At 57.5% G+C, this 13,934-nt stretch carries 12 protein-coding genes and 1 riboswitch; of the genes, 8 read left to right on the top strand and 4 right to left on the bottom strand.

Annotation, left to right across the window (positions count from 1 at the left end; all coding sequences use genetic code 11):
• Nucleotides 1-77 precede the first annotated feature (77 nt).
• On the bottom strand, nucleotides 78-1,229 hold the full coding sequence (argE, locus tag GKQ23_RS22825; protein ID WP_056233716.1) for an acetylornithine deacetylase: 1,152 nt from the start codon (nucleotides 1,227-1,229) through the stop codon (nucleotides 78-80).
• A 170-nt stretch (nucleotides 1,230-1,399) separates the two neighbouring features.
• On the opposite strand from argE, the gene argB reads away from it, so the two are divergent.
• The 3 genes from argB to argH all read left to right on the top strand — a co-directional run bounded on the left by argB (nucleotide 1,400) and on the right by argH (nucleotide 5,000).
• Nucleotides 1,400-2,176 carry an acetylglutamate kinase gene (argB, locus tag GKQ23_RS22820; protein ID WP_056233717.1) on the top strand — a complete coding sequence of 259 codons (777 nt, stop codon included), beginning with the start codon at nucleotides 1,400-1,402 and terminating at the stop codon, nucleotides 2,174-2,176.
• Between the two features lie 146 nt (nucleotides 2,177-2,322).
• Entirely contained in the window at nucleotides 2,323-3,537 is a 1,215-nt protein-coding gene (locus GKQ23_RS22815; protein WP_056233718.1) for an argininosuccinate synthase, read from the top strand.
• An 89-nt stretch (nucleotides 3,538-3,626) separates the two neighbouring features.
• On the top strand, nucleotides 3,627-5,000 hold the full coding sequence (gene argH, locus GKQ23_RS22810; RefSeq protein ID WP_212409497.1) for an argininosuccinate lyase: 1,374 nt from the start codon (nucleotides 3,627-3,629) through the stop codon (nucleotides 4,998-5,000).
• A 79-nt stretch (nucleotides 5,001-5,079) separates the two neighbouring features.
• Here argH and GKQ23_RS22805 read toward each other — a convergent pair whose 3' ends face one another.
• Nucleotides 5,080-5,811 carry a glutathione peroxidase gene (locus GKQ23_RS22805; protein ID WP_056233721.1) on the bottom strand — a complete coding sequence of 244 codons (732 nt, stop codon included), beginning with the start codon at nucleotides 5,809-5,811 and terminating at the stop codon, nucleotides 5,080-5,082.
• A gap of 137 nt (nucleotides 5,812-5,948) precedes the next feature.
• Between GKQ23_RS22805 and oxyR the strand changes: the two genes are divergently transcribed.
• Nucleotides 5,949-6,857 (top strand): DNA-binding transcriptional regulator OxyR, encoded by a 909-nt coding sequence (gene oxyR, locus GKQ23_RS22800; protein ID WP_056233725.1) that lies wholly within the window; start codon nucleotides 5,949-5,951, stop codon nucleotides 6,855-6,857.
• Here the strand turns inward: oxyR and sthA are convergent.
• Entirely contained in the window at nucleotides 6,849-8,249 is a 1,401-nt protein-coding gene (gene sthA, locus GKQ23_RS22795; protein WP_056233727.1) for a Si-specific NAD(P)(+) transhydrogenase, read from the bottom strand. The two genes, oxyR and sthA, sit on opposite strands and share 9 nt — an antisense overlap.
• Before the next feature lie 192 nt (nucleotides 8,250-8,441).
• Here sthA and fabR point away from each other — a divergent pair, with 192 nt between their 5' ends.
• Nucleotides 8,442-9,083, top strand: a complete 642-nt coding sequence (gene fabR / locus GKQ23_RS22790) for an HTH-type transcriptional repressor FabR (protein ID WP_056233729.1) — start codon at nucleotides 8,442-8,444, stop codon at nucleotides 9,081-9,083.
• Between the two features lie 12 nt (nucleotides 9,084-9,095).
• The gene (locus GKQ23_RS22785; protein WP_056233731.1) at nucleotides 9,096-9,449 is read left to right on the top strand and encodes a YijD family membrane protein; all 354 of its coding nucleotides are present in this window, start codon (nucleotides 9,096-9,098) and stop codon (nucleotides 9,447-9,449) included.
• 125 nt (nucleotides 9,450-9,574) lie between these two features.
• Here the strand turns inward: GKQ23_RS22785 and trmA are convergent, their stop codons facing one another.
• Nucleotides 9,575-10,675, bottom strand: a complete 1,101-nt coding sequence (gene trmA / locus GKQ23_RS22780; RefSeq protein WP_212409496.1) for a tRNA (uridine(54)-C5)-methyltransferase TrmA — start codon at nucleotides 10,673-10,675, stop codon at nucleotides 9,575-9,577.
• A gap of 123 nt (nucleotides 10,676-10,798) precedes the next feature.
• Nucleotides 10,799-10,980, top strand: a riboswitch (cobalamin riboswitch).
• A 66-nt stretch (nucleotides 10,981-11,046) separates the two neighbouring features.
• Here trmA and btuB point away from each other — a divergent pair.
• A complete protein-coding gene (gene btuB, locus GKQ23_RS22775) occupies nucleotides 11,047-12,930 on the top strand; it encodes a TonB-dependent vitamin B12 receptor BtuB (protein WP_212409495.1) in 1,884 nt (627 codons plus the stop codon).
• Nucleotides 12,875-13,741 (top strand): glutamate racemase, encoded by an 867-nt coding sequence (gene murI, locus GKQ23_RS22770; RefSeq protein WP_072166311.1) that lies wholly within the window; start codon nucleotides 12,875-12,877, stop codon nucleotides 13,739-13,741. Before btuB ends, murI begins: the two co-directional genes overlap by 56 nt.
• Nucleotides 13,742-13,934: the final 193 nt, after the last annotated feature.

Here is a 13,934-nt window from a genome sequence, read left to right as displayed (position 1 = left end):
AAGTTATTCTTATCGACCGGAATAATACAATTCGGGGGCAATGCGCTGTTTTTGCAGCTGATTACCCCATTTTTCACTCAGTGATAGCAGAAATGATGGACCACCTGGCTAATCAGCGCGCGGGTCGGTTTAATAAAAGCGGTGTCGAGATATTCATCCGGCTGATGCGCCTGGTTGATCGATCCCGGGCCCAGCACCAGCGTCGGGCACAGCTGCTGAATAAACGGGGCCTCGGTGCAGTAGTTAACCACTTCGGTCTGCACGCCCAGCAGTTTCTCCACCACCTGCACCAGCTGATGGTCAGGCGGGCACTCGTAGCCCGGGATCGGCGGGTGCATCTCACCGACGGTGAGTCGGCCCGGCCAGCGGGCGCTGACCGGCTCCAGCGCCTCCTGCAGTAAGCCATCCAGATCGCTCAGCGTCAGCCCCGGCAGCGGGCGAATATCCATATGCAGTTCGCAACAGGCGCAGATGCGGTTTGGCGCATCGCCGCCGATGATGTGACCAAAGTTCATGGTCGGGTAGGGGATGGCAAAACCGTCGTGGTGATAGCGCTCTTTCAGGGTGTTGCGCAGGCCCATCAGCTGGGTGATTGACTCGTGCATCAGTTCAATGGCGTTGACGCCGCGTGCCGGATCGCTGGAGTGGCCGGACTGGCCCTGGATGCGGATCGCTTTGGAGAGGTGGCCCTTGTGGGCGCGCACCGGCTTCAGCGAGGTCGGTTCGCCGATGATCGCGCAGTCCGGACGAATCGCGGTGGTGCTGGCGAAGTACATCGCGCCGGCCATTGAGGTCTCTTCATCGGCGGTGGCGAGGATATAGAGCGGCTTTTTAAGCTGAGACACCTCAACGTCACGCAGGCTGTCTAAGATGAAGGCGAAGAAGCCTTTCATATCGGCGGTGCCCAGCCCGTAGAGCTTATTATCATGTTCGGTAAGGGTGAACGGATCGCGCGTCCAGCGGCCATCGTCGAACGGTACGGTGTCGGTATGGCCGGCCAGCAGCAGGCCGCCGGCACCGTCACCGCTCTTTGCCAGCAGGTTGAATTTATTGCGCGTGCCGGGCACCGGCTGGACCTCGGTGGTGAAGCCCAGGTCACGGAACCAGCCTGCCAGCAAATTGATTAAAGTCTGATTACTCTGATCGAGGGCGATATCCGTAGCGCTGATCGAGGGCGTGGCAATCAGCTGGCGGTATAGTTCGATAAAAGGGGGTAATTTTGTCTTCACTGTTGCCGGTCCTTGAGTTAGGATAGTGTCAATATTCATGCAGTAATAGTGAATAAAAATACATTAACCACCTGCAGATGGAAACCGATAATTTATCGCCAGCCGCAGCCGTTGAACAGGCGTTTCAGTGCAACCGGAACGCAGACACCCACAGAGAGCGAGTTACGTTGATGACCAGTCCGTTAATTATCAAGTTAGGTGGCGTATTGCTGGACAGCGAAGAGGCGTTGACGCGCCTGTTTGATGCCCTGGTCAGCTACCGTAGCACGCATCAGCGTCCGTTGCTGATCGTTCACGGTGGTGGCTGCCTGGTTGATGAGCTGATGAGCAAGCTGTCGCTGCCGGTGAAAAAGAAAAACGGCCTGCGGGTGACCCCGGCCGACCAGATTGACATCATTACCGGCGCGCTGGCGGGCACCGCCAATAAAACGCTGCTGGCCTGGTCAACAAAACATGGCATTCCTGCTGTTGGCCTCTGCCTGGGCGACGGTAACAGTGTTAAGGTGGCACAGTTTGATGATGAACTGGGGCACGTGGGCCAGGCGTCGGCGGGCTCGCCGCTGCTGATTAACACTCTGCTTAGCGCCGGCTTCCTGCCGGTGGTCAGCTCGATCGGCATTACCGCGGATGGCCTGCTGATGAACGTCAACGCCGACCAGGCGGCCACCGCGCTGGCGGCCACGCTGGGTGCCGATCTGGTGCTGCTGTCGGACGTGAGCGGCATCCTCGACGCGGACAAGCAGCGTATCCCTGAGATGACGGCGACAAAAGCGGAAAAACTGATCGCTGACGGCGTGATCACCGACGGAATGATTGTTAAAGTCAATGCAGCACTGGATGCCGCCCGCACGCTGGGCCGTCCGGTCGATATTGCCAGCTGGCGCCATGCGGAACAGCTGCCAGATTTGTTTAACGGTGTGTCCATCGGCACCCGGATCCTCGCTTAACTATTAACTGTCCCGAGTATTTCATGCTGCAGCAAGGCGGCGATGGAACGAATCCCCGGGAGCTTAGTTTACTAAGTGACCGGGGTGAGTGAGTGAAGCCAACGCAGCTGCAGCGTGAAAGACGAAGGGAAGATCAAGGAATTATCATGCAAGACAAGAGCATCAAGAAAATCGTACTGGCTTACTCCGGCGGCCTGGATACCTCGGCGATCATTCCCTGGCTGAAAGAGAACTACGGCGGCTGTGAAGTGGTGGCGTTTGTGGCGGATATTGGCCAGGATCCAAAAGATCTGGAAGGCGTTGAGCAGAAAGCGCTGCAGTCCGGTGCTTCTGAGTGCCACGTGGTGGATCTGCGTGAAGAGTTTATCAGCGAGTACGTTTATCCGGTGCTGCAGACCGGTGCACTGTATGAAGGCACTTACCTGCTGGGTACCTCAATGGCGCGCCCAATCATCGCCAAAGCCCAGGTTGAGCTGGCGCTGAAGGTCGGTGCTGATGCCCTGTGCCACGGCGCGACCGGTAAAGGTAACGACCAGGTGCGTTTCGAAACCACCTACACCGCACTGGCTCCACAGTTGAAAGTAGTTGCGCCATGGCGTGAGTGGAACCTGCGTTCCCGTGAAGCGCTGCTCGACTATCTGAAAGAGCGCAATATCCCGACCACCGCGTCGCTGGAAAAAATCTACAGCCGTGATGAGAACGCCTGGCACATCTCTACCGAAGGCGGCGTGCTGGAAAGCCCGTGGAATGCCCCGAACAAAGACTGCTGGGTGTGGACCGTCGATCCGCTGGAAGCACCGGACCAGCCTGAGCAGGTCACCGTTTCCGTAGAGAAAGGCCGCGTGGTTGCCGTTAACGGCGAAGCGCTGAGCCCGTTTGGCTGCCTGGACAAGCTGAACGCCATCGGTGCGCGTCACGGCGTGGGCCGCATCGATATCGTGGAAAACCGTCTGGTGGGCATCAAATCCCGCGGCTGCTACGAAACCCCTGGCGGCACCATCATGGTTAACGCGCTGCGTGCGGTAGAGCAGCTGGTTCTGGACCGTGACAGCTTCAAATGGCGCGAGCAGCTGGGCCTGGAGATGTCTTATGTGGTTTACGACGGCCGCTGGTTCGCGCCGCTGCGTAAATCCATCCAGGCCTCTGCCGAAGCGCTGGCGGAAGAAGTAAACGGTGAAGTGGTGCTGCAGCTCTACAAAGGCCAGGTCACCGCGATTCAGAAGAAATCGGCTAACAGCCTCTACTCTGAAGAGTTCGCCACCTTCGGCGAAGACGAAGTGTACGATCACCGTCACGCGGGCGGCTTTATCCGTCTGTTCTCCCTCTCTTCACGCATCCGCGCGCTGAACGAGAAGAAGTAATCCTGCGGGCGGGCATGTCCCGCCCTGCCGAATACCATCAGGGGCGGCGTCGGCCGCCCCTGTCATATGAATTGAATGGAGCACTGCACATGGCACTTTGGGGTGGACGGTTCACACAGGCAGCCGATCGGCGTTTTAAACTGTTTAATGACTCACTGCGCTTTGACTATCGTCTGGCAGAACAGGACATTATCGGCTCCGTGGCCTGGTCCAAAGCGCTGGTGACGGTCAACGTATTAACCGCAGACGAGCAGCAGCAGCTGGAAAGCGCGCTGAACGTGCTGCTGGAAGAGGTGCGCGCTAATCCGGAGCAGATTCTGGAGAGCGACGCCGAAGATATTCACAGCTGGGTGGAAGGCAAGCTGATCGACAAGGTCGGTGCGCTGGGTAAAAAACTCCACACCGGCCGTAGCCGTAATGACCAGGTCGCTACCGACCTGAAGCTGTGGTGCAAACTGCAGGTGGGCGAGCTGCTGGCCGCCACCCGCCAGTTCCAGCAGGCGCTGGTCGCCACTGCCGAAGCTAACCAGGACGCGGTGATGCCGGGTTATACCCACCTGCAGCGCGCGCAGCCGGTGACCTTTGCCCACTGGTGCCTGGCCTACGTGGAGATGCTGGCGCGCGATGAGAGCCGCCTGCAGGATACCCTGAAGCGCCTCGACGTCAGCCCGCTGGGCTGCGGCGCGCTGGCGGGTACCGCCTATGAGATCGACCGCGAGCAGCTGGCCGGCTGGCTGGGCTTTGCCTCCGCCACCCGTAACAGCCTTGATACCGTCTCCGACCGTGACCACGTGCTGGAGCTGCTGTCTGACGCCTCGATCGGCATGATCCACCTGTCGCGTTTTGCCGAAGATCTGATCTTCTTCAACACCGGTGAAGCGGGCTTCGTTGAGCTGTCGGATAAAGTCACTTCCGGCTCGTCGCTGATGCCGCAGAAGAAAAACCCGGACGCGCTGGAGCTGATCCGCGGTAAAGCCGGCCGCGTGCAGGGCGCGCTGACCGCGATGAGCATGACGCTGAAGGGCCTGCCACTGGCGTACAATAAAGATATGCAGGAAGACAAGGAAGGGCTGTTTGACGCGCTCGACACCTGGTTTGACTGCCTGCAGATGGCTACCCTGGTGCTGGACGGCATTCAGGTGAAGCGTCCGCGCTGCCAGGAAGCGGCCGAACAGGGCTACGCCAACTCCACCGAGCTGGCGGATTACCTGGTCGCCAAAGGCGTACCGTTCCGTGAAGCGCACCATATCGTCGGTGAGGCGGTGGTGGAAGCCATTGCTCAGGGCGTGGCGCTGGAAGCGCTGTCGCTGGCCGACCTGCAGAAGTTCAGCAGCGTGATTGGCGATGACGTCTATCCGGTGCTGGCGCTGCAGTCGTGCCTCGACAAGCGTAACGCGCAGGGCGGCGTATCACCGCAGCAGGTGGCTGCGGCCATCGCGCACGCTAAACAGCGCCTGGCGTAAATAAAAAAGGCGGGCCTGCTGGCCCGCCTGGTCACTTCTTTTTTATTTTCTTACTTCAGACATTGCCGTGCGTTCGCCCTTATGCGGCGAAATACTGCTCTAAATCATCGCTGCCGCCGATATGGCGCCCGCCGATAAACACCTGCGGCACGGTCGCCCGGCCGGTCACGGCACGCAGGCTGACGGTGGTTGCATCCTGACCCAGCACAATCTCTTCAAACTTAATGCCGCGATCGAGCAGCATCTGCTTGGCCTTGGCGCAGAAAGGGCAGCCCGGCTTGCTGAACAGGGAAACCGACTCCTGCACCTTAAACTCGGGTGCCACGTAGCGCAGCATGGTGTCGGCATCCGACACTTCAAACGGGTCGCCCGGCTTGTTAGGCTCAACGAACATCTTCTCCACCACGCCGTTGCGCACCAGCATTGAGTAACGCCATGAGCGTGGACCAAAGCCGATCTCGGCTTTCTCGACCAGCATCTCCATACCGCGGGTGAAGTCGCCGTTGCCGTCCGGGATGAAGGTGATGTTATCCGCGCGCTGGTCGGCTTTCCATGCGTTCATCACAAAGGTGTCGTTGACCGACACGCAGAGAATGCTGTCCACGCCGTGTGTTTTAAACACCTCTGACAGCTCGTTATAGCGCGGCAGATGGCTGGATGAACAGGTTGGGGTAAAGGCACCCGGCAGGGAAAAGACGATCACCGTTTTATCTTTAAACAGCTCGTCAGTGGTAACGTCGACCCAGCTGTCGCCCTGACGTGTATGAAAAGTAACCTGCGGGACGGACTGACCTTCCTGACTTGCAAACATAAAGAACCTCTTGTTTAACGCGGTTGACGTGGCGTTTCGTTGGAATGCGCACATTATTGTCAATGCGGCTTGATAGGGCTAATCGTTGATTGCTATGCTATCTATCGTCACGAGCTATCGTGGAAATGGAGAATTGAATGAATATTCGCGATCTTGAGTACCTGGTTGCGCTGGCTGAACACCGCCACTTCCGCCGGGCGGCGGATGCCTGCCACGTCAGCCAGCCGACGCTGAGCGGACAGATCCGCAAGCTGGAAGATGAGCTGGGCGTGATGCTGCTGGAACGCACCAGCCGCAAGGTGCTGTTCACCCAGGCCGGCCTGCTGCTGGTGGACCAGGCCCGTACCGTGCTGCGGGAAGTCAAAGTCCTGAAAGAGATGGCCAGCCAGCAGGGCGAGGCGATGTCCGGGCCGCTGCATATCGGCCTGATCCCCACCGTTGGTCCCTATCTGCTGCCGCAGATTATTCCGTCGCTGCACAAGACGTTTCCAAAGCTGGAGATGTACCTGCACGAGGCCCAGACCCAGCAGCTGCTGGCCCAGCTGGACAGCGGCAAGCTCGACTGTGCGATTCTGGCGCTGGTCAAAGAGTCAGAGGCGTTTATTGAAGTGCCGCTGTTCGACGAGCCGATGAAGCTGGCGGTCTATCAGGATCACCCGTGGCGCGATCGCGATCGGGTGCCGATGTCGGACCTGGCCGGTGAAAAGCTGCTGATGCTGGAAGATGGCCACTGCCTGCGCGATCAGGCAATGGGCTTCTGCTTCCAGGCGGGAGCGGATGAAGATACCCATTTCCGCGCTACCAGTCTGGAGACCTTACGCAATATGGTGGCGGCGGGAAGCGGCATTACGCTGCTGCCTGCGCTGGCGGTACCGAAGGAGCGCGTACGCGACGGCGTCTGCTATCTGACGTGCTATAAGCCGGAACCACAGCGCACCATTGCGCTGGTGTATCGTCCGGGTTCGCCCCTGCGCGGCCGCTATGAGCAGCTGGCAGAGGCGATCCGTGAACATATGCAGGGTGTAATGGCGGGCAGTTTAAAATAAGCGGTTCAGGCCGTTCAGTGCGGCAACCCGGTAGGCTTCAGCCATGGTCGGGTAGTTAAAGGTGGTATTCACAAAGTACTCAATGGTGTTACCACCGTTTTTCTGTTCCATAATCGCCTGGCCGATATGAATAATCTCGGCGGCGCGCTCGCCAAAGCAGTGAATGCCGAGAATCTCTTTGGTTTCGCGATGGAACAGAATTTTCAGGCTGCCGACGTTCATCCCGACGATCTGCGCGCGTGCCAGGTGTTTGAACTGCGCACGGCCCACTTCGTAAGGCACCTTCATGGCGGTCAGCTGCTGTTCGGTTTTACCGACCGAGCTGATCTCAGGAATGGTGTAGATGCCGGTCGGAATATCTTCGATCAGATGGGCGGTCGCCTCACCTTTTACCAGCGCCTGCGCGGCAATACGGCCCTGATCGTAAGCGGCTGATGCCAGGCTCGGGTAGCCGATCACGTCACCGACCGCGTAGATATGCGGCTGTGCGGTCTGATACATGCTGTTGACCTTTAACAGGCCACGGCCGTCTGCTTCCAGCCCGACGTTTTCCAGCCCCAGCGAATCCGTGTTACCGGTGCGGCCGTTCGCGTACAGCAGGCAGTCTGCCTTCAGCTTCTTGCCAGACTTCAGGTGCATGATCACCCCGTCGCTGACTGCCTCAATCTTCTCAAACTCTTCGTTGTGACGGATCACCACGCCGTTGTTCCAGAAGTGATAGGAGAGCGAGTCTGACATCTCCTGATCGAGAAACGCCAGCAGGCGATCGCGGGTGTTGATCAGGTCAACCTTGACGTTCAGGCCGCGGAAAATTGACGCATATTCACAGCCGATCACCCCGGCACCGTAGATAATCACGTGGCCCGGTTCATGGTGCAGGTTGAGGATCGAATCGCTGTCGTAAACGCGCGGGTGGCTGAAGTCGACGTCCGGTGGATGATACGGGCGCGACCCGCAGGCGATGACAAACTTCGCGGCCGTCAGCTGTTCAACGCTGCCGTCGTGACTCTCTACCGCAATGGTGTTGGCATCGATAAAGCGGGCGTCGCCCTGGAACAGTTCGCAGCGGTTGCGCTCATAGAAGCCCTGACGCATGCGGGTCTGCTGGCTGATGACGCTTTCGGTGTGGTTAAGGATGTCGGCAAAAGAGGAGCGCAGAAGACGTGAGTGGTCGCTGTACAGGGGGTTCTGGTTGAACTCGATGATACGGCTCACGGCGTGGCGCAGGGCTTTCGACGGGATGGTTCCCCAGTGGGTACATCCGCCGCCGATATTATGATAGCGCTCGATCACCGCGACTCGTGCGCCCTGTTTCACCAGCCCCATGGCGGCACCTTCACCCCCCGGACCGGAACCAATAATAATCGCGTCGTAATCATAAGACTGTGGCATAGCGATACGTCCTATTTCTTATACAATTTTACAACGAGATTCTAACATCTTGTGAGCGACTTCCCAATTCCACGCGCATTTTTTGCCATTTTTTTGGTAACAACCCGCTTAACAGGCGTTCACAAAGTTTGACCGCCTGTACGCTGAAATTTTTGCTATAGTGCCTGTCCGGCAGGTCTAACAGGCACAATCATGGGCGTCAGAGCGCAGCAAAAAGAACGTACACGGCGGTCACTTATTGAAGCGGCATTCAGCCAGCTCAGTGCCGAGCGTAGCTTCGCCAGCCTGAGCCTGCGCGAAGTGGCCAGGGAAGCCGGCATCGCCCCAACGTCATTCTATCGTCATTTTCGTGATGTAGATGAGTTAGGGCTGACCATGGTTGATGAGAGTGGCCTGATGTTGCGCCAGCTGATGCGTCAGGCGCGTCAGCGTATCGCCAAAGGGGGCAGCGTAATCCGCACCTCGGTGGCAACATTTATGGAATTTATCGGCAATAATCCAAACGCCTTTCGCCTGCTGTTGCGGGAGCGTTCCGGCACCTCGGCGGCGTTTCGTGCCGCGGTAGCGCGTGAAATTCAGCATTTTATCGCCGAGCTCGCCGATTACCTCGAGGTGGAAAACCGCATGCCGCGCAGCTTTACCGAAGCGCAGGCCGAAGCGATGGTGATTATCGTCTTTAACGCCGGTGCCGAAGCGCTGGATATTGATGCCGGGCAGCGTCGGCAGCTGGAAGAGCGGCTGGTGCTGCAGCTGCGGATGATCTCCAAAGGGGCTTACTACTGGTATCGCCGCGAGCAGGAGAAACTGGCGGTGACGCTTGAATCTAAAGAGTGAAGGGGAAAGGCAATGAGTTTAGCTCCACAACGCGATAAAGGGACGCTGCTGCTGGCGTTTATCACCGGACTTTCAATCAACGGCACCTTTATGGCGCTGTTCAGCTCTGTCGTTCCGTTCACCGTTTTCCCGCTGATTGCCCTGGCGCTGGCGGCCTGGTGCCTGCATCAGCGCTACCTGAACCGTGCGATGCCGGAAGGGATGCCGTCGCTGGCCGCTGCCTTCTTCCTGCTGGGGATCCTGCTGTATAGCGCGGTAGTGCGTGCTCAGTACCCGGATATTGGTTCGAACTTTATTCCGACCATCCTGATGGTGGTGGTGGTGTTCTGGATCGCCATGCGGGTGAAGAAGGCGCCACACTCCTGACGATCGGGTGGCGGCAAGGGTTGTCGCCACACGCTTCTCCCGCTGCCTGACACATCTTATCGTGCAGTTATATCACCCGAGCCTGCAGCTGGTAGCGGGCCGGTCAGTCCGGCCTGCACAGGCAATTAACGGCGCGTCAGCAGCACGCCGCACTCCATATGATGGGTGTACGGGAACTGGTCAAACAGCGCCAGCCGGCTGACGTCGTGGGTGGCCGACAGCGTGGCGAGGTTATCGCACAGCGTCTGCGGGTTGCATGAGATGTACAGAATGCGCGGATAGGCCTGCACCATCTTCACCGTCTCTTCATCCAGCCCGCTGCGCGGCGGATCGACAAAAATCGTTTCACACTCGTAGCTCTGCAGATCGATGCCTTCCAGCCGGTTAAAGCTGCGCTCGCCGTTCATGGCCTGGGTAAACTCTTCTGCCGCCATGCGGATAATCTGCACGTTGTCGATCTGGTTGACGGCGATATTGTACTGGGCCGAGGCGACCGACGGCTTGGCGATCTCGGTCGCCAGCACCCGACGGAAGTTGCGCGCCAGCGCCAGTGAGAAATTGCCGTTGCCGCAGTACAGCTCCAGCAGATCGCCGCTGGCGTTACGTGTGGTATCCAGCGCCCACTCGAGCATTTTCACGTTTACCGCCGCGTTGGGCTGGGTAAAGCTGTTCTCGACCTGACGATAAATCATCTCCTGGCCGTCAATGGTCAGCCGCTCGTCCACGTAGTCACGGTCAAGGCAGATCTTGGTTTTGGTGGCGCGGCCAATCAGCTGCAGATCAAAGCCCTCTGCCCGCAGCGTGTCGCGCAGTGCGGTAGCCGCCTGCTGCCACTCGTCGTCGAGCTTGCGGTGATAGAGCAGCGACACCACGATCTGCCCGCTGGTCGTGGAGAGATAATCAATCTGGAACAGCTTGAAGCGCAGCACGCGCACGTCGCGCACCGCGTCCAGCAGACGGGTCATCATGCGGTTGATCAGCTCGCTGGCCGCCGGGAAGCTGTCCACGCGGATGCGCTGGCGGGTCTGCTGATCGAAGATAATGTGGTAGAGGTCGTCGCCATCGTGCCAGATACGAAACTCCGCGCGCATCCGGTAGTGGCTGACCGGGGAACGGAAGACTTCCACCTCAGGGGCGCTGAACGGTGCCAGCATTGACGTCAGTCGCGCCACCTTTTCGGCAAGTTGATCTTCGTACTGTTCAGTGGGCAGCTGTTCGGGCGTCATGGTTTTTCCTGAATATTAAGCGGAGAGTGCCCGGCGATTGTAGGGATTCCACATCTCATGTCCAGCACTGTGCACTTTTTGCCAGTATGGATGTCTGGCTGTCTGGACATCCAATTTCTTTAAACTTAAAATGCGTTTACCGGCCTCATCCCGAGTTAAAAGGGAATCCAGTGCAAACCTGGAGCTGACGCGCAGCGGTATAGAATGTCATGGCAATCGCGCAAGCAGACACTGTCTTCGGATGGGAAGTCTTTGCCTGTAAACGACTCTGAGCCCGAAGACCTGCCGGATTAACGTCGCATTACTACGATTATCGCGTGCTATCAATCGTAGGCCTGCGGCATCCTGCTGAAATTTTGGATGCTCTCATAATGAATAAGATGAATAAATCGCTGTTTGCCTTTAGCGCAACGGCGCTTGCGCTCTGGGCGCAGTATGGCTATGCACAGGAAAGTCGTGAAGCGGAACAGGTGGTAACGGCGAACCGTTTTGAACAGCCGGTCTCTTCGGTGCTGGCCCCCACTACTGTGGTGACCAGAGAACAGATTGATCGCTGGCAGTCGAAAACGCTGACTGACGTGATGCGCCGCTTACCGGGCGTTGATATTGCTCAGAACGGCGGTATGGGCCAGCAGAGCTCGCTGTTTATTCGGGGCACCAACTCTAACCATGTTCTGGTGCTGATTGACGGTATTCGTCTTAACCAGGCGGGGATCAGCGGCGCGTCCGATCTGAGCCAGATCCCGATTTCGCTGGTACAACGTATCGAATATGTGCGCGGTGCGCGGTCAGCGGTATATGGCTCCGATGCCATTGGTGGTGTGGTTAATATCATCACCGGGCGTGATAAACCCGGCACTACGCTCAACGCTGGGGTGGGTTCAAAAGGCTATCAGTCCTACGACGGCTCAACTCAGCAGAGACTGGGTGAGGATACCCTGCTGACGCTGGCGGGCAGTTACACCTATACCAAGGGGTATGATGTCGTTGCGGGTCTGCCAGATTCATCCGGTAATCCGGCGCAGCCAGACCGCGATGGCTATATGAGTAAATCACTGTATGGTGCAGTGGATCATCAGTTTAATGACGAGTTCAGCGGTTTCATTCGTGGCTATGGTTTTGATAACCGCACGGGCTACGATGGTTATCTCACCTATAACAGTGACTACACCCAGGTGATCGGAATACCCGATACTCGCCAGCTCTACAGTCAGAGTTGGGATACCGGGCTGCGTTTCAATCGCGGCATCTACTCTTCACAGCTCATCGCCAGCTACAGCCACACTAAAGACCTTAACTTTGATCCTGCAAAAGGCCGCTATGGTCCGGCCTCAACGCTGGATGATGTCGAGCAATATAACCTTCAGTGGGGCAATACTCTCGCCGTGGGCTACGGTACGGTCAGCGGCGGCGTTGACTGGCAGAAGCAGACTTCAGAGCCGGGTACTAACTATGTGACGGCCGGACAGGAACAGCGCAGTACGGGTATCTACGCCACTATGCAGCAGAAGCTGGGTAACGTAACGCTGGAAGGAGCCGTGCGCGGTGATGATAATAACGCCTTCGGCTGGCATAATACCTGGCAGAGCAGCGCGGCCTGGGAGTTTGTTGACGGCTACAGCGTGTTTGCTTCTTACGGTACCGCATTCAAGGCACCGAACCTGAATCAGGTATATAGCGAGAGTTACGGCAATCGCTCCCTGCAACCTGAGAAAAGTAAGCAGTGGGAAGGGGGCTTCGAAGGGTTAAGCGGGCCGGTAAACTGGCGTTTGTCCGGTTATCGTAACGACATTGACGACCTGATTAACTTTGACTCCACTTCGCATTACAGCAATATCAATAAAGCACGCATCAAAGGGGTCGAAGCAACGGCGTCATTTGATACGGGCTCTCTGGCGCATACGCTCTCTTATGATTATCTCGATCCGCGTAATGCAGTGACGAATGAAGTCCTGGCGCGTCGGGCTAAGCAGCAGGTGAAATACCAGCTGGACTGGAGCGTGGCTGAGTTTGACTGGTCCCTGACCTGGCAGTACCTCGGTCAGCGCTATGACACTGATTACAGCGTTTACCCAAGTCCGCGCGTGAAAATGGGCGGTGTGAGCCTGTGGGATCTCGCGGTTTCGTATCCGGTCACATCCCATCTCACCGTTCGTGGTAGAATTGCCAACCTGTTCGATAAAGATTACGAGACAGCGTATGGCTATGAAACCCCTGGACGGGAATACTACCTCAGCGGCAGCTACAACTTCTAAACCGCGCCCCACCGTGCTGGTTTTTGACTCCGGCGTCGGTGGGCTTTCAGTCTATGATGAGATCCGCAAGCTGTTGCCGGATCTTCATTATCTTTACGCTTTCGATAACGTTGCCTTTCCTTATGGTGAGAAGTCGGAAGAGTTTATCGTTGAACGGGTCGTCGCTATCGTTGAGGCAGTGACCCGCCTTTATCCCCTGGCACTGGTGGTGATTGCCTGTAACTCAGCGAGCACCGTCACCCTGCCTGCCTTACGCGAACGTTTCGAATTCCCGGTGGTGGGCGTGGTACCTGCTATTAAGCCGGCGGCGCGTCTGACCCGGAACGGCATCGTCGGCCTGCTGGCTACGCGCGGCACCGTGAAGCGTCCTTATACTCATGAGCTGGTGGCGCGCTTTGCCAGTGAATGCAAAACCGAAATGCTTGGCTCGGCAGAGCTGGTGGAACTGGCCGAAGCCAAACTGCACGGTCAGCCGGTAGCTACAGAAGAAGTGAGACGTATTCTGCAGCCGTGGCTGCGTATGAAGGAGCCGCCGGACACAGTGGTGCTGGGCTGCACGCACTTCCCGCTGATTAGTGAAGAACTGCAGCAGGTGCTGCCGGAAGGGACGCGGCTGATTGACTCCGGCGCGGCGATTGCCCGCCGTACCGTCTGGTTACTGGAGAATGAAGCGCCGGAGGCGTTATCATCCGGTGAGAACATCGCTTTTTGTATGGCGATCACCGAGCAGGCTGTACAATTAATGCCCGTTTTGCAGCGTTATGGCTTTGGGAAGCTCGAAAAACTGTCACTTTCAGCGGTTTCAGAGTAAAAAAGCAGCGCTCAGCAAATTATTTGCAATTAGCCCTTGTCAGCCTCCAGAAAATCCCTATACTGCGCCTCCACTGACACGGAACAACGGCTTACGAGTCACCGGGTCAGGAGCTTCAGGTAACTGAAGCGACAGAGAAAAATCTTCAAAAAAAGATTGACTCTGAATGAGGAAAGCGTAATATACGCCACCT

It is taken from the genome of Erwinia sp. E602 (genome assembly GCF_018141005.1).
Lineage (GTDB): Bacteria > Pseudomonadota > Gammaproteobacteria > Enterobacterales > Enterobacteriaceae > Erwinia.
Note: the sequence above shows the minus strand (reverse complement) of the source record. Positions and strands in the feature narration are given on the sequence as shown.

Coding starts and splice junctions, on each gene's coding strand:
- argB (WP_056233717.1), top strand. CDS start 1,400: ATGACCAGTCCGTTAATTATCAAGTTAGGTGGCGTATTGCTGGACAGC.
- GKQ23_RS22815 (WP_056233718.1), top strand. CDS start 2,323: ATGCAAGACAAGAGCATCAAGAAAATCGTACTGGCTTACTCCGGCGGC.
- argH (WP_212409497.1), top strand. CDS start 3,627: ATGGCACTTTGGGGTGGACGGTTCACACAGGCAGCCGATCGGCGTTTT.
- GKQ23_RS22805 (WP_056233721.1), bottom strand. CDS start 5,811: ATGTTTGCAAGTCAGGAAGGTCAGTCCGTCCCGCAGGTTACTTTTCAT.
- oxyR (WP_056233725.1), top strand. CDS start 5,949: ATGAATATTCGCGATCTTGAGTACCTGGTTGCGCTGGCTGAACACCGC.
- sthA (WP_056233727.1), bottom strand. CDS start 8,249: ATGCCACAGTCTTATGATTACGACGCGATTATTATTGGTTCCGGTCCG.
- fabR (WP_056233729.1), top strand. CDS start 8,442: ATGGGCGTCAGAGCGCAGCAAAAAGAACGTACACGGCGGTCACTTATT.
- GKQ23_RS22785 (WP_056233731.1), top strand. CDS start 9,096: ATGAGTTTAGCTCCACAACGCGATAAAGGGACGCTGCTGCTGGCGTTT.
- trmA (WP_212409496.1), bottom strand. CDS start 10,675: ATGACGCCCGAACAGCTGCCCACTGAACAGTACGAAGATCAACTTGCC.
- btuB (WP_212409495.1), top strand. CDS start 11,047: ATGAATAAGATGAATAAATCGCTGTTTGCCTTTAGCGCAACGGCGCTT.
- murI (WP_072166311.1), top strand. CDS start 12,875: ATGGCTATGAAACCCCTGGACGGGAATACTACCTCAGCGGCAGCTACA.